We start from the raw sequence: 24,145 nt of genomic DNA, 5'->3' as shown, positions 1-24,145 counted from the left end.
GTAAATGAATACCAGCCTTTTAACAATAACTTAATATTGGAATTATTTTATCACTAATTTCTTAGTAGTAACGTTTCCGTTTTGTGATAGTTTCAAAATATAAACACCACTTGTTAAAGAAGCAACGTTTAAAACGTTATTGTTTACTGTTTGGTTGATTACTTGTTTACCAAGAATATCAAAAACAGTGACAGTAATTGCTTCGTTAGAAGTACTAGTGATATTTACAAAACCATTTGTAGTAGGGTTAGGGTATACTGCAAATGTGTTTTTGTTAAAGTTTTGTGTAGATAACGTAGTTTCAGAAAAGTTTTGAGAAATCACTAAATTATCAACAAGAACAGTTTCATTTGTAGATGAAGATGATTGTCTAAGTGAAAATGCTTCCATTGAATTTCCTGGATCTGCATCATCTCCACCTAATATAGAAGTGTCTCCAATAGCAGTAGCATCTATCCATAATTGCGTTAAATTAGCATCTTGATCATACATTACTATTGCACGATAAGTAGTTCCGAATGAAAGATCTGCAGCCCAAGTAGCTTCAGCAATGCTTGTTCCTGTAGAAATACCAACAGTATAATCACCACCAGAAGTAGCTTCTACGATATCAAGACGAGCTTTAAAACCAAACCCAGAGTCTTTAAAATGTGCAAAGTATTCAAAATCACTACCAGTAATTGGTGCACCTGGATCAACTACAGAAAAGTCTAATCCATAATAAATTTTTCCAGAAACTGGTGTAAAAGGTATAATTACATCTTCACTAGGTGCTCCTTGGTCAACCACAGCTTGTCCAGAAGCAACTAAGAAATCACCAGCAGTACCACCATTGGTTAACCAAAGCCCGTTTGGAATAAGACTACCATCTGCATAGGTAAAGTCATCTGTTATAGGTAGTGTATTTGAAGGTACACATGTTGCAGCAGTAATTGTACTCATTACATTACAAAGATTAGTGTCATTGGCAGTTATTATAACGTCAACTCCTTCGGTAAGTCCTGTAATAGTAATTGTACCTGTTGCATCTGTAGCAGGATCTCCACCACTTAAATCAACAGAACCAGCATCAGCAAATACTGTAAAAGCAGGGTTTCCTCCACCAGTAAAATCAATAGTAGCAGTATAAGTATCGACACCAGCAGTAATTGCGTCACATGTTGCAGAAGGATTAGTAAAACTAAAGCTACATGTTGGTGTTCCCCATGCACCTGGATCAAAATCACCAGGAGCTGTTCTTGGTGCATTTACATGAGATGTACAACCGGTTACATCCGAATCAGCCCAAACATTCCATTCTGCTTCATTAAATGTTGTTGCACCCATTGTTACAGAAGTAAGTCTTTCTGCTCTACCATCTTCATATTCTGAACAAGTACCAGTGTTATCTGTGTTTGTACCAGTCATACTATCATACACTCCCCAGAAATCAACTATAGTATCAGTTCCATCAATTAAAACTAAATCATCATCACCATTACTTCCAGCAACACCGTTATTTACAGCATCTAGTTGGTTAGCAGTCATTCCGTATACAGAAGCAAAAGTTCCAGAGGTATTATTATCATATGCTATAATATAGAAGCCACCAGCAGGAATAGATCCTGTTAAGTCTAAAGAAACGGAAACGGCATCACTTGCATTCGTGTATTTGTCAATTTGCCACCCGTTACCTTCAGTAAAGTCTACTGCAGAAGTACCTAAGTTATGTAATTCAATATAACGTGCATCCGCATTGTTATTTGGGTCAGCAATTTCCGTGATAATTACCTGTGCAAAAGAGACAGAAGTCATTAATACGGATAATAATAAAAAGTAAATTTTTTTCATAATTATGTTGTTTATAGTTAAGAATACAAATATAGGTAGAAATATGATTTTATCTATTATGAAAATTAAATATTCATGGTAATATAACATTCGCTATCTTCTTATGTATTAGATTTATAAAAAAATTTATCTATTTTAAAGGTTCTAAGTTGGTTATAGTGTGCCCTATGTTACTATATTGTTATTAGTATGTAAACTAGAACAGATTTTTACTATTAATTTTATCTTTACATTATCTTAACTTTAAATAAATGAAGAAGAAAGACATTAAAATATTACTAGTAGATGATGAACCAGACATTCTTGAAATTGTTGGTTATAATCTAACTACGGAAGGATATCAAGTTATTACAGCGGAAAACGGTATACAAGCAGTAAAAAAAGCCAAAAAGGAAAAGCCGCAACTTATTATTTTAGACGTAATGATGCCAGAAATGGATGGTATTGAAGCTTGCGAACAAATACGAAAAATAGATAGTCTAAATAATACGATTATTACTTTTTTAACGGCAAGAGGAGAAGATTACTCGCAAGTAGCCGGTTTTGATGCGGGAGCAGATGACTATATAACAAAGCCCATTAAACCAAAAGTTTTAGTTAGTAAAGTTAAGGCATTGTTGCGTCGCTTTAAAGAGGTTGATGGAAACGAAAATATTCTAAAAATAGGAAGTCTTATTATTAATAGGGAAGAATATAAAATAGAACTCAAAGGAAAGGAAATCATCTTACCAAGAAAAGAATTTGAATTATTATCTTTACTAGCCTCTAAACCTGGTAAAGTTTTTAAACGAGAAGATATTTTAGATAAGGTTTGGGGAAATGAAGTAGTTGTTGGAGGAAGAACCATAGATGTACACATTCGAAAACTTAGAGAAAAAATAGGGGATGACTATTTTAAAACCGTAAAAGGAGTTGGTTATAAATTTGTAGATTAATACTATTTTATACTTCGTATTTTAAAATTCATAAACAATTTAGGTTGTGTACATCCTTTTATAATTAAGTTAGTATCATGCAAAGAAAATTAAAAAGAACGTACAAGTTTGCTTTTAAAACAGCCTCGTACATCACTGTTTTTTTAACGCTCTTAATGAGTGTTTTTTTGTATATATTTTATATCCTAGATTGGATTCAAATTGTATTCATTGCTTTAACATGTTTTGTTTCTTCTTTTGTTATTATTCAGTATCGTGTAGAACAATTTATCTACAAACGTGTTAAAAAAGTATATGATGATCTTACCCTTTTAGAGTCTTCCACTTTAAAAAAAGAAAGAATTACCACAGATATGGCAACGCTTACTAAAGAAATAGATAAGTATGCCAAAGACCGTAAGCTAGAAATTGAAATGCTTAAAGTGCGTGAAGAATACCGAAAAGAATTTCTTGGTAATGTTTCACACGAACTAAAAACACCATTATTTACTGTACAAGGTTATATTTTAACCTTACTAGACGGTGCCGTAAAAGATGAAAACGTCCGCGATAAATATTTAAGTAATGCCAATAAAGGGGTAGACCGACTTATTTATATTGTAAAAGATTTAGATATGATTACTAAATTAGAAATTGGTGATCTAAGACTAAATATAGAGACTTTTGATATTGTAGAATTGATAGAAAGTGTTTTCGAACTTTTTGAAATGAAAGCCTCCAAAAAGAATATCACTTTAGCTTTTGATATCGATTATACAGAACCAATTCTAGTGAATGCTGATAAAGAACGAATAGAACAGGTGCTTACTAATCTTATTGTAAATTCTATAAAATACGGAAGCCAACAAGGTACCACCGAAGTGAGTATTGAAAACCTTATTAAAAATAAAGTGATTGTTCGTATAACAGATAATGGAGAAGGTATTGAGAAAAAACACATCCCAAGATTATTTGAACGTTTCTACAGAGTAGATAAAAGTGGTTCGCGTAAAGAAGGCGGTTCCGGATTAGGTTTAGCGATAGTAAAACATATTATTGAAGCACACGACGAAAAAATATACATAGAAAGTGAATTTGAAGTCGGAAGTGAGTTCTCTTTCACGCTAGAAAAGGCCGAATAACCTTTTATAATTCACATCATAGTCAAAATGCTTTAATCCAGAACTAGTTGCTACTGCTTGTAGTTTGTCAATGGTGAAATCTTCCTGTTTACAACTAGGCACAATACCTAAAACATCTAATCTTTTTGCTAAATATTCTTGTTCAAACTGCCCAGGAGTTGGTATAAAAAACGCTTTCTTTTCTAATTTTGCTAAATCCATTATGGTCGTATAACCAGAACGAGATAACACCAATGCGCTTTCATTTAATGTTTGCTCTAACAAATCACTAGTCATAAAGTTATAAATAGTCATATGGTCTTTTTGTAATTTGGTTTGGACTTCTTCAATAATTCCTTTTACAAAAACAATACTTCCTTTAAACGCTTTTAATTCCTCTAATAGCTTTACTTCTAGAAATGTACGTTGTGGTTCTGGTCCAGAAAGTATCACTAGTAAATCGGTAGTGATTTCTGTATCTTTTTTATGAAATCTACTTAAAGGTCCAAGATATTTTTTTGGTAATTCAGGCACATCCACATGACCAAGCTTTCCGCTTAAATTAGGTTCTCCTAAATTATCAGGAACCCAACAAACATCAAACTGTTGCATTATTTTTTGATGCATTTTAGTACTCAACCAAGTAGTGCTTCCGCTTAAAACCTGAAGTTGGTGACTTATAAAAACACAAGGCACATTTTTATTATGCAAACCAAGTCTGTTGTCACTAATAATTCCAGTTATATTATAGGTGTCAATAATTCCTTTGATTGCTTTTTTTTCCGCTTTAATAGCTTTCAAAACCTTAGGAGAATCTTTTAATAATTTCCATTTAAAAAGTTTCGCGTTTTTAGCATAAGCAATATTATAAGATGGGAGTTCTAGCGCTTCCAAATCAGGAAATTCCTTTTTTAGTAATTGCAAAGCAATCCCATCGCTAGCCAAAACAACTTCAAAATTATGTGCCAATAATGCACGAATAATTGGTATGCAACGGGTAGCATGTCCAAGTCCCCAATTTAGAGGTGCAACTAATATTCGTTTTTTACCTTTCATAAAAAACAAAGATAAGCATAAACAAGGCTCATAATATTTCCTTAATTTTGCCAAAACATTAAATAATTGTGGGAAGTAAAAATAAACTGAAACGTTTTAAAGAAAACGAAACTTTTAAAAACGTATTTGAGCCAACAAGAGAAGAGCTAGTAGATGCGCAATACAAATTAAAAGGAAACTGGTGTGCTACCTTTTTTGAAAATGATAACCCTTTAGTTTTAGAACTTGGTTGTGGTAAAGGAGAGTATAGCGTGGCTTTAGCTGAAAAATATCCAAATAAAAACTTTATAGGTATCGATATTAAAGGTGCGCGTTTTTGGCGAGGAGCTAAAACAGCAATCGAAGAAAATATACCAAACGTAGCTTTTATTCGTACACAAATTGAATTGGTAGAACATGTTTTTGCCGAAAATGAAGTAGATGAAATTTGGATTACTTTTCCAGATCCACAAATAAAATATAAACGTACCAAACATAGAATGACGAATTCTGAATTTTTAAAACGTTATAAAACGATTTTAAAACCAGACGGAATCATGAATCTTAAAACAGATAGTGAGTTTATGCATGGCTATACTTTAGGATTGTTGCATGGTGAAGGGCATGAGGTGTTATATGCAAACCATAATGTATATAAACAAGAAGGGAGTCCAGAAGAGGTAACCAGTATTCAAACCTTTTATGAAAGCCAATATCTTAAAGAAGACAAAGCAATTACGTATATTCGTTTTAAAATAAAATAGTTTGACTATAACCATTACTTTTTTTTTAGGATTACTTGTAGCTTTAGTTGGTGTAACTCCTCCAGGATTACTCAACATGACGGCAGCTAAAATTAGCCTAAAAGATGGGTATTCTAGAGGAATTACTTTCTCTATAGGAGCTTGTGTTATCATTATAATTCAAACCTATATTGGTGTGCTTTTTGCGCGCTATTTGAGTAGTCATCAGGATGTTGTAGATGTTTTGCAACGCGTGGCATTTATTTTATTTGTACTGATAACAATCTATTTCTTATTAATCGCTAAAACCGAAGATAAGCCCAAAGCAGAACTCAAAGTGAAAAGTAAAAAAAGTAGATTTTTTCAAGGTATGCTGCTTTCTGCTTTAAATGTTTTTCCTATTCCGTATCAGGCATATATGAGTATAACACTAGCTTCTTTTGGCTGGATGAGTTTCGAAAAAACAAGTATTTTTTCCTACGTTGCTGGAGCTGCAACAGGGAGTTTTGTGATTTTTTATATCTATATTTTCTTTTTCGATAAAATAAAAAGCAAGACACTTACTACCCAAAAAAGCATGAACTATCTTATAGGTGCTGTTACAGGAATAATTTCTATTATTACCTTGTTTCATATTATTAAAGATCTGTAATGCAAGAAAAGACATTAAATTTTTTCGAAAAAGTATATGAAGTCGCTCGCTTAATACCAGATGGTCGCGTTACCAGTTATGGTGCAATTGCAAAATATTTAGGAGCAGCAAAAAGTGCTAGAATGGTTGGTTATGCCATGAATGGATCGCATAATAAAGAAGATATTCCTGCGCACCGAGTAGTAAACCGAAAAGGCTTACTTACTGGTAAGTTTCATTTTGACGGAACAAACCTCATGCAGCAACTTTTAGAGAACGAAGGGGTTGAAGTGGTTGAAAATCAAATTCAAAACTTTGAAGCACTGTTTTGGGACCCTGCCAAGGAGTTATAAAATTGTTTTATCAAAGCTGTCTCCTTTCCAATAATTAAAACTCTTTTTGTTTATTGCAATTTTCTTAAGAAGGTCTATTTCTACTAACTCTTCAATATCTGTTCTTGCTGTTTGGTTAGTTATATTAAATGTGTTTTCTATTTCTTTTACCGTAAAAAATCGATTTTCATCTTCTTCAATTTTTTGAAGAATAATTGCTTGTCTTTCGTTGATGTTTTCTAATCGTAAATATTTAGCGAGTTTTGTTTGTTCCTTTTTCTTTTTTGCAACATATGTTTTTAACTCTTCAAAAGCACGCATTAAAACTTTAACTTGGTAATGAATAAAATAAGAAACATCCATACCATCTATTTCTGTGTATAGATAGGCTTTTTCATATTGCACTTTGGTTTTCATAATTACTCTGGAGATTGATAAGTATTCGGTTAACCAATAACCATTCTTCAATAAATACCAATAAAGAATAGCACGTGCTGTTCTACCATTTCCATCTACAAATGGATGAATATATCCTATTAAGAAATGAAGAATACTTCCTTTTACAATAGGATGAATAAAATCTTCTTTTGGGTTGTTATTAAAAAAATTGCAAAACGATTTCATTAAACCATTAAGTTCTTCAAAATTTGGTGGTGTATGGACAATCTCTCCAGTTAATTCGTTAACAACATTAACTTCGTTATTATCTCTAAATACACCAACGTTTTCATCTTCTAATGTGTTTTCTGTAACTAATCTATGAATCTCGTATAATTTTTCAATAGACATTTGATCGTCTTGATGCTCACTAATGTATTGAATGGTTTTGTAATTATTCAATATCATTTGCTCACTTTTGTTTTTAGGCTTTTTGTTTTTTAACAGCATGTCTTTAGCCTTAACACGTGTTGTTGTAGCGCCTTCTATCATAGATGAAAAAATAGATTCTTCCATGAGTGCATTATTTAAGTAATCTTGTTTGTCTAAGTCTGTAAGTAGTTTTTCTTTTTGTAAACCTGCGCCAAAGTTTGTGTCTAAGTATTGTAGTTTTTGAGTTAGATATTGATTAGTGTTAAAGTTTAATTTGATAAAGTTCTTGTTATCTATATTTACAGATCTTTCGCTTAATATTCGTTTGATTTTTATTAATTGCCAAATATCAGTTGATTTTGAGTTTTCAAATTTTAAATATTTGATTTTGTCCCAATAGAGATATTCTTCTTCAATTTTACTAATCGTTACATTTTTAATTCCACTAGAAAGTCGATACATAATTGTTGCATACCATAAATCTGTATTTGGTTCTATAGTTATTTCAGGTGCTTTTTCCATCATAATCTCTGTTATTTCCTAATTTAATAAAAATTTACAAATATCATCAAATATACAAAATATACTATTATTTCCTAATTTTCATAAAATTTACAAATAATTACATATTTTTTCTGTCTATAGTTTCCATCAATAATACTATAAAAAACTTCCAGCTTCAATCTTCTCACTTACAGCAATATTAATTATCTTTGCTGTTTAGAATAAATCTTAATAGAATTTGAAAGTTTTGTCTGTTTTATTAGACTCTATTTTCAATAGATATACCATATGAAAATCAATAAACAAGACGTATTAAAAGCGTTAGAAACCATTTCTGCTCCTGGTGAAGGACAAAACATGGTAGAAAGTGGTGCAGTTACTAACGTAATAACTTTTGGCGATGAGGTGGTTGTAGATATTACAATAGCAAACCCTAGCTTACAAGCAAAGAAGAAAACCGAAGTAGAAATTCTTCAAACCATTCATAGATTAGTTTATGAAAAAGCGAAGATAACAGTCAATATAAAAGTAGTAGCACCAACAAAATCTGCTCCTAATGTAATTAAGGGAAAATCGATTCCTGGAATTCAAAACATAGTAGCAGTAGCTTCAGGTAAAGGAGGTGTTGGTAAATCAACAGTTACCGCAAATCTTGCCGTTACTTTGGCTAAAATGGGATTTAAAGTAGGAATCTTAGATGCAGATATTTACGGTCCTTCTATTCCAATTATGTTTGATGTAGTTAACGAAAAACCATTAGCAGTAAATGTAGATGGAAAATCTAAAATGCGACCTGTAGAAAATTACGGCGTTAAAATTTTATCGATTGGCTTTTTTACAAAACCGGACCAAGCAGTAGTATGGCGTGGACCAATGGCTGCTAAAGCATTAAATCAAATGATTTTTGATGCCGCTTGGGGAGAATTAGATTTCTTACTTTTAGATTTACCTCCAGGAACAGGAGATATTCATTTAAGTATCATGCAATCGCTACCAATAACGGGTGCCGTTATAGTAAGTACGCCACAAAACGTAGCTTTAGCAGATGCTAAAAAAGGAGTCGCAATGTTTCAACAAGAAAGCATTAACGTTCCAGTTTTAGGAATAATTGAAAATATGGCTTACTTTACACCAGAAGAATTGCCAGAAAATAAATACTATATCTTTGGTAAGGAAGGAGCAAAACATCTTTCCGAAGATTTACAAGTGCCATTTTTAGGAGAGTTACCTTTAGTACAAAGTATTCGCGAAGCAGGTGACATTGGTCATCCAGCAGCATTGCAAACCGCAACAGCATTAGAGCAAGCATTCGAGAAAATAACACGAAATGTAGTGCAAGAAGTAGTGCGAAGAAATGATGATTTGCCACCAACCGAAGCGGTTAAAATAACAACAATGGCTGGCTGTTCAGCAGTAAAAAAATAATAAATGACTACAGAAGAACTAAGATTAAATATAGAAAAAGCCTTAGATGAAATTCGCCCTTTTTTACAAAGTGATGGTGGCGATATTTCCTTACTTTCTATAGAAGATGATAAAGTGGTAAAGGTACAGCTAGAAGGTGCTTGCGTTGGTTGTAGTGTAAATCAAATGACACTAAAATCTGGTGTAGAAATGACTATTAAAAAGTATGCACCGCAAATAGAACAGGTGATCAATATAGAGGCTTAATTGGGCGTGACCACAAGGGTCAGGCCTGCCTGCCGGCAGGCAGGCTTTCACTACTCGCTCTCTGCGAGGAGCTCAAACAAGCCGCTCTATCCCTGCCTGCCGGCAGGCAGGCTTCACGCAAACTGATAAATGTCATGAAACATGGTAATTATATTGCCTAATTTTGACATTATTAAAATACATAAAAAAGAACCTGCAAGGTTTCAAAAATCTTGTAGGTTTTTAATTGAAAAACAAGGTGATAATACCAAGATTGCTACCTTGAAAATGAAGTTAAATTAAAAAGATACCCACTTTCGTGGGCATTTATATGATTAAAACAGATATACTTATAATAGGAGCTGGTCCAACAGGATTATTCGCTGTATTTGAAGCTGGCTTACTAAAATTGAAATGCCATTTAATTGATGCATTACCACAACAAGGAGGACAATGCTCAGAGCTGTATCCTAAAAAGCCTATTTATGATATTCCTGCATATCCAGAAATTCTTGCCGGCGATTTAACCCATAAATTAATGGAACAATGCAAGCAGTTCGAACCAGGATTTACACTTGGTGAGCGTGCAGAAACCATAGAAAAACAAGAAGATGGTAGCTTTATTGTTACCACAAATAAAGGAACAAAACACCAAGCACCAGTAGTAGCAATCGCAGGTGGACTAGGAAGTTTTGAACCTAGAAAACCTTTAATACATAACATTGCAGCCTTTGAAGATAAAGGTGTGGAGTATATGATTAAAGAACCAGAATTTTATCGTGATAAAAAAGTGGTTATTGCTGGTGGTGGAGATTCTGCTTTAGATTGGAGTATCTTTTTAAGTGATATTGCTAGTTCCGTAACTTTAATTCATAGAAGAAATGAGTTTCGCGGACATCTAGATTCTGTAGAGAAAGTACAAGAGCTTAAAAATGAAGGAAAGATAAATTTAATTACACCAGCAGAAGTCGTTGGTATTTTAGGAGATAAAAAACTAAAAGGAATCGTAGTTAAAAAAGCAGAACATATAGAAAAAGAGATAGAATTAGAATGTGATCATTTTATTCCTCTTTTCGGACTCTCACCAAAGCTAGGACCTATTGCAAATTGGGGATTAGAAATAGAAAAAAATGCGATTAAAGTAAATAACGCATTAGATTATCAAACCAACATACCAGGAATCTACGCTATTGGAGATGTAAATACCTATCCAGGGAAATTGAAATTAATTCTTTGCGGATTTCACGAAGCAACGCTAATGTGTCAGTCTGCTTATCAAATAATAAATCCAGGAAAAAGATATGTGTTAAAATACACTACTGTTGCTGGAGTAGATGGGTTTGATGGAACACGTAAAGAATCACCAAAAGCAGTAGTAAAAAAAATAGAATAAGTTTACCGTATGCAGTCGCAGTAAATAGTTTTTACCCGAATGCATAAACAATCTCAGTGTAAAAATTAAAAAGATTCCCGCTTTCGCGGAAACTAAAGATGGAACAAGACATAAATATTAAAATAACAGATAGAGATGGTGTAACACATGAAGTGTTGGCGCCAACAGATATGGCAATGAACTTAATGGAAGTTGTTCGTTCTTACGAGCTTGCTCCAGAAGGTACTATTGGTATTTGTGGAGGTATGGCTATGTGTGCTTCTTGTCAGTGTTATGTTTTAAGTGAAACCGAATTACCAGAAATGCAAGACGACGAAGAGGCGATGCTTAGCGAAGCTTTTAATGTAAAAGATAATTCTCGTTTAGGTTGTCAAATTCAAATGACTCCAGCAATGGAAGGTTTAGAGGTAGAGCTTGCTCCTGAAAGTTAAGGGTTGCGTTAAGGATTGAAATGGCATCCTTTTTTGTCTGGTTGCGCGCAGTCGAAACCTATGAGATAAAAAAGATATAATGAAAAGCCTGACGCTACGAAGCTTAGTTATAAATAGTCTTTGAAGTACTTTCTTTAAAAGCGTAGTAGGGGAACGCCCAAATAAATTACCCTGTTTTATAATCTATTAGCTTTTTAGGGCCTTCTAATAATACACGTACAATTTTTAGAGTACCATCATCACTTGTGGCAATCTGCCATTTAATTAGTGAAATTGCGCCGTTTTCAATTTCAATTCCAGTAATGCTTCTTGGGTGTACACAACTACCATCATTAAAAAAAGCAATATCTCCAGGCTCCGGAAAACGTGGTCTGTGCGTATGACCAACCACAGTAATTAGATTGTCATTTTCTGTAATCCATTTTTTGGTTCTGCGCTCTACTTTAATAAGCTCTTTGTAGTTTTTTGCAGGACTTGTGGGATCTGCAATTCCCATAACGTTTAAAGGTTTCCAAAGTGCTCTAACTAGAAATCGACTCCATTTCCAAAAGGTGTAATTCCACCAATCTGCTTGATGTCCATGTGTTAAAAAGACTTCTTGTTGTGTTTCTGTATGCTTTAATATAATACCTTCATGGTATTCAATATCTTTAAAAAGCACTACGTCTTCACCAATTTTTGGGTCAAAATAGGTAGAAAGATTTTTCTTTACATATTCGGGATTCCGATATACCATATCGTGGTTTCCCCAAATCATATGTAAACGCTCTTGCTCATGAAATAATTTCATTAGCATATACACGTTTTTATGTGCTTCTAATATGGGTGTAAAAGATAAGTTTTCCCAAAGTTCATCACCATCTCCAATTTCCGCATAGCTAAACCCTTCCGCATAATAATTTTTTAAAGCATGGAAATAAATGTTTCGGTTGTTGGCAAAATCATCAGCAAAACTATTGTCTCCACGATGGCAATCGCTAAAAAGAATAAATTTCGAATCGTTATCAAAACCTAATACTTTCGCTTCTTTATACGCTCTATCTAATCTTTTTTTTGCTGAAAACATAAAGTAAATGTAAGTGATACCTTTTAGACTATGAAATAGTCAGAATAAAAAGATGTGATTTTAAATAAAAAATGCTTCCCAATTACGGAGAAGCATTTTATAAATTTTATTTCTAGATAGATTAGATCGCAATGAAATAATCAAACTTTATTTAATTATTCGTAATAACAATCCCGCAAGAGTGCGATAATTAAATAAGCCTTAGGCTTTACTTAAAAGCATTTAAGCCAGTAACATCCATTCCTGTGATTAGTAAGTGAATATCGTGCGTACCTTCATAAGTAACAACACTTTCTAAGTTCATCATATGTCTCATAATAGAGTATTCGCCACTAATTCCCATACCGCCTAACATTTGTCTAGCGTCACGAGCAATAGTTAAAGCCATATCTACATTGTTTCGTTTAGCCATAGAAATTTGTGCGGAGGTTGCTGTTCCATTTTCACGCATCACACCAAGTCGCCAAGCTAATAATTGTGCTTTGGTGATTTCGGTAACCATTTCTGCTAATTTCTTTTGTTGTAATTGAAATTGTCCAATAGGCTTGCCAAACTGGATACGCTCTTTACTGTAACGTAAAGCAGTATCGTAACAATCCATTGCAGCACCAATTGCTCCCCAAGCAATACCAAAACGAGCAGAATCTAAACATCCTAATGGTGCTCCTAATCCAGATTTGTTTGGTAATAGGTTTTCTTTTGGCACTTTTACATTATCAAAAATAAGCTCACCAGTAGCAGATGCTCTAAGTGACCATTTATTATGTGTCTCCGGCGTAGTGAAGCCTTCCATGCCACGTTCTACAACAAGACCATGAATACGACCTTCTTCATTTTTAGCCCAAACCACAGCGATATTACAAAAAGGGGCATTAGATATCCACATTTTTGCACCATTTAAAAGATAATGATCTCCCATATCTTTAAAATTGGTAACCATTGCGCCCGGATTACTACCGTGATCTGGTTCTGTTAATCCAAAAGAACCTATCCATTCTCCCGAAGCTAATTTTGGTAAGTATTTATTTCGTTGTTCTTCGTTTCCGTATTTCCATATTGGGTACATCACTAAAGACGATTGTACAGAAGCTGTACTACGAACTCCAGAATCACCACGTTCTATTTCTTGCATGATTAAACCATAAGAAATTTGGTCTAATCCAGCACCTCCATATTCTTCTGGTATGTATGGTCCAAAAGCGCCAATTTCGGCTAATCCTTTAACTATTTGTGTTGGAAATTCTGCTCTTTGTGCAAAGTCTTCAATAATAGGAGAGACATCACGTTTTACCCATTCTCTTGCTGCATCACGAACTAATTTGTGTTCTTCAGTAAGTAATTCATCAAGGTTGTAATAATCTGGTGCTTCGAATAAATCGGCTTTCATTCTAATTATGATATTTTAAGCTTCTAGTTTTTGAGAATTAATCAAAATAGAAGGCGTTATTTTATAAGTTTAACAAAAGTAACGAAATCGTTTTCATTGCCAAATATAAATATCACATTTTAAGATAAAAATCTTTCGTTAAATTAATGTAGTCTTTTGTGTATTGGTGTCTTGTAGTTTCTATAATAAGTTCTTCTTTTTGTATTTCGCTTTCGCGGAAAGAAAATTCTAAAAGACTTCGTTTTATTTCTGAAGTAGGCGAACCCTTGACATGTAAAATTCTATTCGGAAATAATTGTACTTTGGATGCTAATTCTATAAAATTAGCTTCTTCTTTAAACGGAATAACAACCGAAAAAATACCATCTTCTATTAATAAGGAAGCAACGCTTTCTGTTAAATGATGAAAAGGCATCGCATCTGAAAAACGTGCTAAATCGCGTTGCGTGCTTTCGGTTTTAAAGTCTTCGGAATAGAAAGGAGGATTCGATATAATCAAATCGTATTTATCTTCAATCTCTTCGGTAAATTCATCTAAAGCTGCGTGGTAACAAAAGAGCCTGTCTGCCCAAGGTGCATTTTCAAAATTATCGACACATTGCTCATACGCATGTTCATCAATCTCCATCGCATCTATAACTTCTGCTTGGCTACGTTGTGCTAGCATTAATGACAAAACACCAGTTCCTGCACCAATATCCAGAATAGCAAAAGGGTTTTGTTGAACAGAAGTCCAAGCACCAAGTAACACAGCGTCTGTGCCAATTTTCATTGCACAACGATCTTGGTTTACTTGAAACTCTTTAAATTGAAAAGGTTTTTGTGACACTATTCTTCTAAGTATAAATCAATCAATCCTTCAGGAGTTTCCACGAGAATTACTTTATTTTCTTTATCTACTTTTTTAATAAAATGGTCATTCATCGGAATTAAAATTTCAATACCATCTCTGTCTATTTCAAAAAGCGCTTGTGCTGTGGTATCATTAATTCCTGTAATAATTCCAACATCACCAAAGTTGGTGTCTTTAACCGTAAAACCTATAATTTCATGAAAGTAAAATTTATCGCCTTCTAGTTTTGGTAAAAATTCTAAAGGTAAATAGAGATTGCTTTTTAGTATCGCATCTGCATCTTCTTCGGTATGTACGTCTTCAAACTGGATACGTAATAATTCCGATTTATGTAATTGTGCATGTTCAATAAAAAAAGGAATAAGATTTCCTCTTAAATCAATAAAGACAGATTCTAATCCATCATAAATATCTGGCTCGTCCGTATCTAGTTTTACTAAAACTTCTCCTTTAAAACTGTACTTTTTTACAATTTTACCTAAAAAAAAACAATCTTCTTTTTTCATAATAATGCAATTATTGTGTCACACTGAGCGCAGTCGAAGTGTTTCGTACTAGTATAACATAGAGGTTTCGACTGCGATCCACCTGCCATGGATTGAAAATTGGACTGTTTACATGAAATAAACAATATTATTTCCAATAAAAAACTCCAATACAGAAATTGTATTGGAGTTTAAAAGTATAAAAAATATTTTTTTTATTCTTCTTCTTCGTTAGAAGCTTCTTCTGCAGGAGCTTCTTCTACAACTGGAGCTGCTGCTGCAATTCTAGCTTCGTTAGCTGCTTTTTCAGCTTCAAAAGCTTTCGCTTTTGCTTCTGCTTCCACTTTCGCTAAACCATCTGTTTTTGCACCAACTTTACCTTCTTTTTCTTCTAACCAAGCAGTAAACTTTGCTTCTGCTTGCTCTTCAGTTAAAGCACCTTTAGTTACTCCACCTTTTAAATGTTTTTTTAACAAAACACCTTTGTAAGATAAAATAGCTTTAGCTGTGTCAGTAGGTTGAGCACCATTTTCTAACCATGTTACAGCACCGTCAACATTTAAATCAATAGTTGCTGGGTTAGTGTTTGGGTTGTAAGCACCTAATTTCTCTAGGTATTTACCATCTCTTTTCGCGCGAGCATCTGCTGCTACGATCCAGTAATAAGGTTTTCCTTTCTTACCGTGTCTTTGTAATCTAATTTTTACAGGCATAATAATTAATTCATTGAGGTTCTCGACCTCTGGTTATTAATAAGTGCGCAAAGATACTATAAATAATTTATATTCATCTTTTATTATTAATCATTTTTTTTATGCTATTTTTAGGCTCTCAAATTATATAAAATTTATGAAAAAGGTATTCCTATTTGTTGTTACTGCTTTATTAATGGTTAGTTGTGGTGAAGAACTTGAGTTTAATACACCTGCTTTGCAAGGTAAAAAAGACGGTACGTTATGGCGAGCAGATTATTATAGTGCAGAAATTAATAGTAGCGGAGAGTTAATAATTAGTGGAGGAAGAGGAAGTGAGATCGTTACATTAAGAATGGGTGCAGCAGTTGGTACTTATGTTCTAGGCGAAGGAAGTTCTAGTGAAGCTGGTTTTACTAGTGTGCAAGATATAGCATATTCTACAAATAATGAACCAAGTGAGATTATACTGAATTATCCAGCCGATGGTGAAATTGTTATAGAAAAATATAGTGCTTCTGGAAGCAAAGTGTCTGGTACATTTTGGTTTAATGCATTTTCTGCATCTGGTTTAAATAAAGTGAATTATAGTCAAGGTGTTTTTTATGAAGTGCCAATTTCTGGTGGTGGAGGTTCTACGGTTGTTTCTTGTGATGGTGCTGTTATTGCTTCTCAAGCAGCTTTAACGATTTACGAAGCTACTAATAACACAAGTTCAGAGTATCCTCCTGCATGTAATGCATATAAAGCGGCATTAATGCAACAAATTACTAGTTGTGGTGATGATACCAATACCTTACAAGATATTATAGATGGTTTAGATTGTACGCTTCCTTGTGATGTAGCTACCGCTAATACCGATGCAGCTTTTGCAATTTACGATGTTACGGATAGCTCAAGTGCTGATTTTGCTTCCGTGTGTAATGCGTATAAAACAACATTAGAGCAGCAGATTGAAAGTTGTGGAGATGATAGTAGTGAGCTACAAGATATCATAGATGATTTAGATTGTGTTGAAGAAGTTGTCATTCCTGGAGGATGTCAAACTTGTTCTATCACTTCATTCCCTGATACCGAATATTGTGATAATGGTAATGGGACAATGACGGTATCAGTTAGTGGTGCTCCAGATACTACTATAGATATTCCTGGGGATTCTTTTAATGATTATATTCTAGCTCTAGAAAGCGCAGGATATTCATGTAATTAAATATTTAAAAACTATAAAAAACGCAATCAATTTGGTTGCGTTTTTTTTGTTTAAAACTGTTTATAACTTTCCCATATATAAAGGTCAATTTTTCGTAATTTTATCGTTCTCTTTTGTTTATAAGAAAACACCTCTATGTACTTAATTTTTGATACCGAAACTACTGGTTTACCGAAACGTTGGGACGCTCCAATTACTGACACAGATAATTGGCCTCGATGTATACAAATAGCTTGGCAATTGCACGATGCTATGGGGAACTGTATCGAAAGTCAGGATTATTTAGTGCAGCCAGAAGGGTTTAACATTCCGTATGATGCCGAAAAAATTCATGGTATTTCTACCGAATTAGCGCAAGAACAAGGAGTGCCTTTGGTCGAAGTTTTAGAGAAATTTAAGGTAGCTTTAGGGAAAACAAAGTTTGTGGTTGGTCAGAATGTAAAGTTTGACCTAAATATTATGGGAGCCGAATTTGTTCGTGGTGACGTAGCAAATCCATTACAAGAACTTCCTGTTTTAGATACGTGTACAGAGCATACCGCTAGTCTGTGTGAACTTCCAGGTGGTAGATATGGTAAGTTTAAATTACCAACTTTAACCGAGTTGCATCAGTTTTTATTTGATGCTCCTTTTGGGGAAGCGCATAATGCAACCGCAGATGTTGAGGCAACGACGCGTTGCTTTTTTGAGTTAATCCGTAGAGAAGAATATACCCTGGAGCAGTTGGATGTTCCTGAGGATTATTTTCAGAATTTTTCCGAAGCCAATCCAAAAACGATTCAGCTAATTGGTTTAAAACATATTAATCTGAAGCGTGAAAGTGCTAAGATTAATGAACGATTACAAAAAGCCCAAGCGACAGATCTTTCTTCGCAAGAAATAAAAGAAAATATAGCGAGTCTGCAAACCGTAGATTTTATGCATTTGCATAACCACTCGCAGTTTTCGGTATTACAATCTACCATTAGTGTTCCAAATTTAGTGGCTTCGGCAGCAGAATATAATATGTCTGCAGTCGCACTTACAGATCATGCGAATATGATGGGAGCTTTCCATTTTGTGAAAGCAGTAAACAATCATAATAAAAGTGTAAAAGCTAAAAATGCGGAGGCTATAGAGAGAGGAGATCCTGCAACATTAAACGAAATGAAACCTATTATTGGTGTCGAGTTTTTTGTTTGTGAAGATCATTTAGATAAAACAAGAAAGGATAATGGGTACCAAATTGTACTTATTGCTAAAAATAAAAACGGGTACCACAACTTAGCCAAACTATCCTCACACGCCTTTGTAAACGGATTTTACTATTTACCAAGAATTGATAAAAAACTAATAGAAGCGTATAAAGAAGATCTTATTTGTCTAACTGGAAATCTGTATGGTGAAGTACCAAGTAAGGTTTTAAATGTTGGAGAAAATCAAGCGGAAGAATCTCTAATATGGTGGAAAGAACTGTTTGGTGATGATTTATATATAGAGTTAATGCGTCATAATCAAGATGACGAAAATAGGGTGAATCCTGTTTTAATTAACTTTTCAAAGAAGCACGATATTAAACTCGTAGCTACCAATAATACCTATTATTGTAAAAAAGGAGATGCGAATGCACACGATATTTTATTGTGTGTGAAAGATGGGGAAAAGCAAGCTACTCCAATTGGTAGGGGACGAGGATATCGATACGGAATGCCAAATCAGGAATACTATTTCAAGTCTCCTGATGAAATGAAAAAACTGTTTAAGGATGTTCCTGAAGCGATTTCAAATATTCAAGAAGTTGTAGATAAAATAGAACCTTTTCAATTGGCTCGTGATGTATTATTACCTGCCTTCGATATTCCAGAAGAGTTTGTTTTTGAAGAAGACAAAGCAGATAACGGAAAGCGTGGGGAGAATAAATTCCTTAGACATTTAGTTTACGAAGGTGCCAAAAAGCGCTATGGCGAAGAACTTTCAGAAGAAGTTGTAGAACGTTTAGATTTTGAGCTTAGCGTCATTGAAAAAACAGGATATCCTGGGTATTTCCTTATTGTAGAAGATTTTATCCGAGAAGCCAGAAATATGGATGTTTCCGTAGGTCCTGGACGTGGATCGGCAGCAGGTTCTGTTGCAGCATACTGTTTAAAGATTACCAATATTGACCCCTTAAAGTATAACCTGCTTTTTGAGCGTTTCTTGAATCCGGATCGTGTAAGTATGCCGGATATTGATATTGATTTTGATGATGAAGGTCGTGGTCGTGTTATGGATTACGTTATCGAGAAATACGGAAGCAATCAGGTAGCACAAATTATTACCTATGGTACGATGGCTGCTAAATCTTCTATTCGAGATACCGCTCGTGTTTTAGATTTACCACTATTTGATGCCGATAGAATAGCCAAGCTAATTCCTAATATGTCTAAGTTAGGAAAGATTTTTGGTGCAGACGAAAAGAAGCTGAAAAGCATGTTTCGTGCGGAAGATTTAGAGAAAGTAAATGAACTTTTAAATATTTCGGATGGAGATGATTTACCAGCCGAAACCGTAAATCTAGCAAGAACACTAGAAGGGTCGGTTCGTAATACCGGAATTCACGCCTGTGGTGTAATTATTACACCAGATGATATTACGAAGTTCGTTCCAGTTTCTGTAGCAAAAGATTCTGGTTTGTATGTCACACAATTTGATAACTCGGTTGTAGAAGATGCTGGACTACTAAAAATGGATTTCTTAGGTTTAAAGACATTAACCTTAATAAAGGATACCGTAAAAATTGTAAAGCAAAAACATGATATTCTATTAGATCCAGATAGTTTTCCTTTAGATGATGTAAAAACTTATGAGCTCTTCCAAAGAGGAGAAACGGTTGGTGTATTTCAATATGAATCGCCAGGAATGCAGAAGCACCTTAAAGATTTAAAGCCAACAGTTTTTGAAGATTTAATTGCCATGAATGCCTTGTATCGTCCTGGTCCAATGGAATATATTCCTAGTTTCGTAAAACGTAAACATGGAGACGAAGAGATAGAATATGACCTTCCGGCCATGGAAGAATATCTTAAAGAAACCTACGGAATTACAGTATACCAAGAGCAAGTAATGCTACTTTCTCAAAAGCTAGCAGATTTCACCAAAGGTGAAGCCGATGTATTACGTAAGGCAATGGGTAAAAAGCAAATTGCGGTTCTAGATAAAATGAAACCAAAGTTTATTGAGCAAGCAAGTGCAAAAGGTCATGATGCAAAAAAACTAGAGAAAATCTGGAAGGATTGGGAAGCCTTCGCTAGTTACGCCTTTAATAAATCGCACTCTACATGTTATGCATGGATTGCGTATCAAACCGCATATTTAAAAGCGCATTATCCTGCAGAATATATGGCAGCGGTGCTTTCTAATAATATGAATGATATTAAATCGGTTACCTTCTTTATGGAAGAATGTAAGCGTATGAAATTAAACGTACTTGGCCCTGATGTGAATGAAAGTTTCTATAAGTTTTCGGTAAATCAAGATTATGCTGTCCGTTTTGGAATGGGAGCCATTAAAGGAGTTGGTCATGGTGCGGTAAAAACCATTGTCGATAACAGAGAAAAAGAACCGTATAAATCCATTTTCGATTTAGCAAAAAGAATCGATTTACGTGCAGCAAATAAAAGGGCTTTCGAAAACTTAGCGCTAGCTGGAGGGTTTGATGGTTTTGGCGATACACATAGAGCACAATATTTTCATGATGATGGTGACGGCATTACCTTTTTAGAGAAAGCAGTAAAATATGGTGCAAAACACCAAGAAAATGAAAACTCTGCACAAGTAAGTTTGTTTGGAGCAGCCAGTGATGTGCAAATTGCAGAACCCGAAGTGCCTCCTTGTGAAGAATGGGGAACCATGGAAAAACTAGCACAAGAAAGAGAAGTAGTAGGTGTTTATATTTCGGGACATCCTTTAGATGATTTTAAAACAGAAATGAAAACCTTCTGTAATGCGAATATTTCGTTGTTTAACGACTTAGACACCTACGTCAATAGAGAGCTTACCTTTGGTGGTGTGGTTAGAGATATACAGCATAGAGTAAGTAAGCAGGGTAAAGGTTGGGCAATGTTTACTATTGAAGATTATACCGATAGTTTTGAGTTTCGAATGTTTGGTGAGGAATACCTAAAATTCAGACATTTTTTAATGCAAAACAACTTTGTGTATGTTAAGATTTTTATTCGAGAAGGTTGGGTGAACAAAGATACCGGAAAGAAAAGTGATCCTAGAATGCAATTTAATAGTTTTCAGCTGTTGCATGATGTTATGGAAACCTATGCTAAAAAATTGTCTATTCAATTAAATATAAAAGAATTAGAAGAAGAAAAAATAAGAAAGTTGAAGGAGTTATTACAAATGCATCCAGGAAATCAAGCTTTAAACTTTGTGATTTATGATAATGCCGATCAAATTAAATTGCCAATGATTAGCCGAAAACAAAAAGTAAAGGTGAGTCAGGAGTTATTAAGTGAATTAGATGATCAACAAGTGTATTATAAGTTAAATTAGAACTCGCGCAAAGGATTGATGCGGCATCCTTTTTTGCTATTAAAAGTAAAAAAGATACAGCGGAAAGCCTGGTTTATGCGCCAAAATAAAAAAAAACAATAGACGAAAACAATACATCAATAAGCAGAACAAATAGGCAGTTTGTAAGCTTTGGTATATTTTTTGACTAATATTGCATATAAACAAGAAGTAAAATTCAATTAAAACATAAAATTATGGCATTAGAAATCACAGATGCAAACTTTGAAGAAACAGTATTAAAAAGCGACAAGCCAGTAGTGGTAGACTTTTGGGCAGCTTGGTGTGGACCATGTAGAATGGTTGGACCAATCATTGACGAAATTAGCACAGAATACGACGGTAAAGCGGTTGTAGGGAAATTAGACGTAGATGCAAACCAAGAATTTGCAGCTAAATATGGTGTGCGTAACATACCAACGGTATTAATTTTTCAAAACGGAGAAGTTGTAGGTCGTCAAGTAGGTGTTTCACCGAAAAAGACATATACAGATGGAATAGACGCGCTTTTATAGTATTAAAAGTAAAAGAAAAGATAAAAGGTTTGCTGTTATGGCAAACCTTTTTTAGTTTAGAGCTATTGTAATTTGAGCGTTTTTTATTTTGAAAAAAAAACAAAATAAAACCGGGCTTTACACTGTATCTTTTTTGCTTTAATGGCAAAAAAGGATGCCGTTTCAATCCATAACGCATCCATTTGGTTTTGTCCTTTTTAGTACAAAGCCACTTCTTGTTTTAAAAGAAGAAGCATTAATATATACTTATGAATTTAAGAGACGAACTAAATAAGGCTGGCGGATTTAAAAACCTCGAACTTCTTGCCAAGCAAGTGGTAGAAGGGTTTATATCTGGTATGCATAAAAGTCCGTTTCATGGATTTTCAGCAGAATTTGCCGAACATAAAATCTATAATCAGGGGGAAAGCACCAGACATATAGACTGGAAGTTATTTGCTAAAACAGATAAACTATACACCAAACGCTATGATGACGAAACCAATTTGCGTTGTCATATTATTTTAGATAATAGTAGCTCAATGCATTATCCCGAAATGCAAAATTTTTCTATAGATCATTTAAATAAAACGGCTTTTTCGGCATTAGCATCTGCATCCTTAATGCACATGTTAAAAAAACAACGCGATGCCGTAGGTTTAAGTATTTATAGTGATGCCTATGATTTTTACGCACCAGAAAAAGGAAGCGAGCGTCACCACCAAATGTTACTGAAACAATTAAGTGACGCGGTAATTACCAAAACGCTAAACAAGAAAACTGAAACCTACACCTATTTACATCTAATTGCCGAAAAGATCCACAGAAGGTCTTTAATATTCCTCTTTACAGACATGTTTCAAACGAGTGAAGATGAAGTACGATTATTTGAAGCATTACGTCATTTAAAGCACAATAAGCACGAAGTGGTACTATTTCATGTATTTGATAAAAGTAAGGAGCTAAGCTTTGATTTTGATAATAAGCCAAAGCGTTTTATAGATGTAGAAACTGGAGAGCACATAAATCTATACGCAGATAGCGTAAAAGAGAATTATGAAAAGGCGGTTTCGCAATATTTTGATGCTCTAAGATTAAAATGTGGCCAATACAGAATAAAATATGTGGAAGCAGACATAAATAAAAATTTTGATAATATCCTGACTACCTACATGGTAGAGCGTAGGAATTTTGTTTGATGAATTTTTTTTTAAAAAAACTCAAAAAAATGTTTGTAAAACTAAATATGCTATGTATATTTGCACTCGCAATAACGCAACGGTCTGGTAGTTCAGTTGGTTAGAATACCTGCCTGTCACGCAGGGGGTCGCGGGTTCGAGTCCCGTCCAGACCGCGAAAATTGCTAAAGCTTCTCCTCGGAGAAGCTTTTTTTGGCAATAAGATTTAGTTGTGTTGTTTGATAGATGTAAAAGTCTATCAATGGTTTAAGTAGTTAAACCGATGGAAAGCTTTCCTTTTTCACTTGTGAGATTGGGATGCTTTTTTGTTTTCTGCCCTTTTTTTTGCACATTAAATATTAAAACTATACCTTTGAGCGATAAAATAAGTATTTTATCGTGTTTTTTATTTTCTTAATTTTGGATTACTATATATTTGCCTTCCTTAATTAAGTTTTCTAAAGAATTGATTTCTAATTATTAAGGTTTTTTAATCCATTTTATTTATTCCCTCAATAAATTCAAAATAGACTAGGTGTCTACTTTGTCTTTTACAGTAAGTTTTCTAATTCTCTTGTATAAAGATATCTGCTTAAGTAGATGCCTTGTATACATTATATATAAAAGATTATTAACTATAAAATTAAATAAAATGAAATCCCTAAAAATTACAGTATTAGCAGTAGTAGTATGTGCAATCTTCGCATCTTTAACTCCACAAGACAAACCATCTCACGAAAAAGATAAAAATAGTGATGCTATTGTAAAAGTTACTCTTAAAAAAGAAAAAAAAGGAATTAAAATTCCACAACAAAGTTAAAATATACCACTTATATAGAAAAAAGGT

22 protein-coding genes and 1 tRNA gene are annotated in these 24,145 nt (G+C 33.9%); 15 read left to right on the top strand and 8 right to left on the bottom strand.

From position 1 onward, the window contains the following. Positions 1-42 precede the first annotated feature (42 nt). The gene (locus tag FG167_RS03705) at positions 43-1,830 is read right to left on the bottom strand and encodes a T9SS type A sorting domain-containing protein (RefSeq protein ID WP_203460087.1); all 1,788 of its coding nucleotides are present in this window, start codon (positions 1,828-1,830) and stop codon (positions 43-45) included. 251 nt (positions 1,831-2,081) lie between these two features. Here FG167_RS03705 and FG167_RS03700 point away from each other — a divergent pair, with 251 nt between their 5' ends. Both FG167_RS03700 and FG167_RS03695 read left to right on the top strand, forming a co-directional pair. Next, positions 2,082-2,765, top strand: coding sequence for a response regulator transcription factor (locus FG167_RS03700; protein ID WP_203460086.1), 684 nt, complete (start codon positions 2,082-2,084; stop codon positions 2,763-2,765). A 77-nt stretch (positions 2,766-2,842) separates the two neighbouring features. Further along, entirely contained in the window at positions 2,843-3,886 is a 1,044-nt protein-coding gene (locus tag FG167_RS03695; RefSeq protein ID WP_203460085.1) for a cell wall metabolism sensor histidine kinase WalK, read from the top strand. Here FG167_RS03695 and FG167_RS03690 read toward each other — a convergent pair. Continuing rightward, a complete protein-coding gene (locus FG167_RS03690; protein WP_203460084.1) occupies positions 3,869-4,921 on the bottom strand; it encodes a glycosyltransferase in 1,053 nt (350 codons plus the stop codon). The genes FG167_RS03695 and FG167_RS03690 overlap by 18 nt on opposite strands. Before the next feature lie 68 nt (positions 4,922-4,989). Between FG167_RS03690 and trmB the strand changes: the two genes are divergently transcribed. Genes trmB through FG167_RS03675 form a run of 3 tightly spaced genes read left to right on the top strand, consistent with a single transcriptional unit; the run spans position 4,990 to position 6,627 of the window. Further along, complete coding sequence (trmB, locus tag FG167_RS03685; protein WP_203460083.1) at positions 4,990-5,664, top strand: tRNA (guanosine(46)-N7)-methyltransferase TrmB; 675 nt, start codon at positions 4,990-4,992, stop codon at positions 5,662-5,664. 1 nt (position 5,665) lies between these two features. Then, positions 5,666-6,295, top strand: coding sequence for a LysE family transporter (locus FG167_RS03680; protein WP_055442690.1), 630 nt, complete (start codon positions 5,666-5,668; stop codon positions 6,293-6,295). Continuing rightward, on the top strand, positions 6,295-6,627 hold the full coding sequence (locus FG167_RS03675) for an MGMT family protein (protein WP_203460082.1): 333 nt from the start codon (positions 6,295-6,297) through the stop codon (positions 6,625-6,627). Before FG167_RS03680 ends, FG167_RS03675 begins: the two co-directional genes overlap by 1 nt. On the opposite strand, the gene FG167_RS03670 is transcribed toward FG167_RS03675, so the two are convergent. Then, positions 6,622-7,941, bottom strand: a complete 1,320-nt coding sequence (locus FG167_RS03670) for a Fic family protein (protein WP_203460081.1) — start codon at positions 7,939-7,941, stop codon at positions 6,622-6,624. The genes FG167_RS03675 and FG167_RS03670 overlap by 6 nt on opposite strands. 267 nt (positions 7,942-8,208) lie before the next feature. Between FG167_RS03670 and FG167_RS03665 the strand changes: the two genes are divergently transcribed. The 4 genes from FG167_RS03665 to FG167_RS03650 all read left to right on the top strand — a co-directional run bounded on the left by FG167_RS03665 (position 8,209) and on the right by FG167_RS03650 (position 11,394). Beyond that, the gene (locus FG167_RS03665; RefSeq protein WP_203460080.1) at positions 8,209-9,345 is read left to right on the top strand and encodes an Mrp/NBP35 family ATP-binding protein; all 1,137 of its coding nucleotides are present in this window, start codon (positions 8,209-8,211) and stop codon (positions 9,343-9,345) included. Between the two features lie 3 nt (positions 9,346-9,348). Next, entirely contained in the window at positions 9,349-9,591 is a 243-nt protein-coding gene (locus FG167_RS03660; RefSeq protein ID WP_203460079.1) for a NifU family protein, read from the top strand. A 310-nt stretch (positions 9,592-9,901) separates the two neighbouring features. Further along, positions 9,902-10,963, top strand: coding sequence for an NAD(P)/FAD-dependent oxidoreductase (locus FG167_RS03655; protein WP_203460078.1), 1,062 nt, complete (start codon positions 9,902-9,904; stop codon positions 10,961-10,963). Between the two features lie 98 nt (positions 10,964-11,061). Next, a complete protein-coding gene (locus FG167_RS03650; protein ID WP_055442685.1) occupies positions 11,062-11,394 on the top strand; it encodes a 2Fe-2S iron-sulfur cluster-binding protein in 333 nt (110 codons plus the stop codon). A 166-nt stretch (positions 11,395-11,560) separates the two neighbouring features. Here the strand turns inward: FG167_RS03650 and FG167_RS03645 are convergent, their stop codons facing one another. The 5 genes from FG167_RS03645 to FG167_RS03625 form a co-directional block, all read right to left on the bottom strand. Then, positions 11,561-12,460, bottom strand: a complete 900-nt coding sequence (locus FG167_RS03645) for a metallophosphoesterase family protein (RefSeq protein WP_203460077.1) — start codon at positions 12,458-12,460, stop codon at positions 11,561-11,563. A gap of 208 nt (positions 12,461-12,668) precedes the next feature. Then, a complete protein-coding gene (locus FG167_RS03640) occupies positions 12,669-13,847 on the bottom strand; it encodes an acyl-CoA dehydrogenase family protein (protein ID WP_203460076.1) in 1,179 nt (392 codons plus the stop codon). A gap of 112 nt (positions 13,848-13,959) precedes the next feature. Next, positions 13,960-14,619: a tRNA1(Val) (adenine(37)-N6)-methyltransferase gene (locus FG167_RS03635; RefSeq protein ID WP_203461046.1), complete on the bottom strand. Its 660-nt coding sequence runs from the start codon at positions 14,617-14,619 to the stop codon at positions 13,960-13,962. 56 nt (positions 14,620-14,675) lie between these two features. Further along, entirely contained in the window at positions 14,676-15,206 is a 531-nt protein-coding gene (gene rimM, locus FG167_RS03630; RefSeq protein ID WP_203460075.1) for a ribosome maturation factor RimM, read from the bottom strand. A gap of 194 nt (positions 15,207-15,400) precedes the next feature. Beyond that, a complete protein-coding gene (locus FG167_RS03625; protein ID WP_203460074.1) occupies positions 15,401-15,898 on the bottom strand; it encodes a 30S ribosomal protein S16 in 498 nt (165 codons plus the stop codon). 136 nt (positions 15,899-16,034) lie between these two features. On the opposite strand from FG167_RS03625, the gene FG167_RS03620 reads away from it, so the two are divergent. The 6 genes from FG167_RS03620 to FG167_RS03595 all read left to right on the top strand — a co-directional run bounded on the left by FG167_RS03620 (position 16,035) and on the right by FG167_RS03595 (position 24,118). Next, complete coding sequence (locus tag FG167_RS03620; protein WP_203460073.1) at positions 16,035-17,087, top strand: DUF6252 family protein; 1,053 nt, start codon at positions 16,035-16,037, stop codon at positions 17,085-17,087. A 135-nt stretch (positions 17,088-17,222) separates the two neighbouring features. After that, positions 17,223-21,608: a DNA polymerase III subunit alpha gene (dnaE, locus tag FG167_RS03615; protein WP_203460072.1), complete on the top strand. Its 4,386-nt coding sequence runs from the start codon at positions 17,223-17,225 to the stop codon at positions 21,606-21,608. Between the two features lie 215 nt (positions 21,609-21,823). Then, positions 21,824-22,141 (top strand): thioredoxin, encoded by a 318-nt coding sequence (gene trxA, locus FG167_RS03610; protein ID WP_203460071.1) that lies wholly within the window; start codon positions 21,824-21,826, stop codon positions 22,139-22,141. A gap of 248 nt (positions 22,142-22,389) precedes the next feature. After that, positions 22,390-23,319 (top strand): DUF58 domain-containing protein, encoded by a 930-nt coding sequence (locus tag FG167_RS03605; protein ID WP_203460070.1) that lies wholly within the window; start codon positions 22,390-22,392, stop codon positions 23,317-23,319. Positions 23,320-23,400: 81 nt separating this feature from the next. Beyond that, positions 23,401-23,474 (top strand) — tRNA-Asp (locus FG167_RS03600). 476 nt (positions 23,475-23,950) lie between these two features. After that, positions 23,951-24,118: a hypothetical protein gene (locus FG167_RS03595; protein ID WP_203460069.1), complete on the top strand. Its 168-nt coding sequence runs from the start codon at positions 23,951-23,953 to the stop codon at positions 24,116-24,118. Positions 24,119-24,145 lie beyond the last annotated feature (27 nt).

Origin of the sequence: Lacinutrix sp. WUR7, from assembly GCF_016864015.1 — a bacterium.
Classification (GTDB): Bacteria; Bacteroidota; Bacteroidia; order Flavobacteriales; family Flavobacteriaceae; genus Oceanihabitans.
Note: the sequence above shows the minus strand (reverse complement) of the source record. Positions and strands in the feature narration are given on the sequence as shown.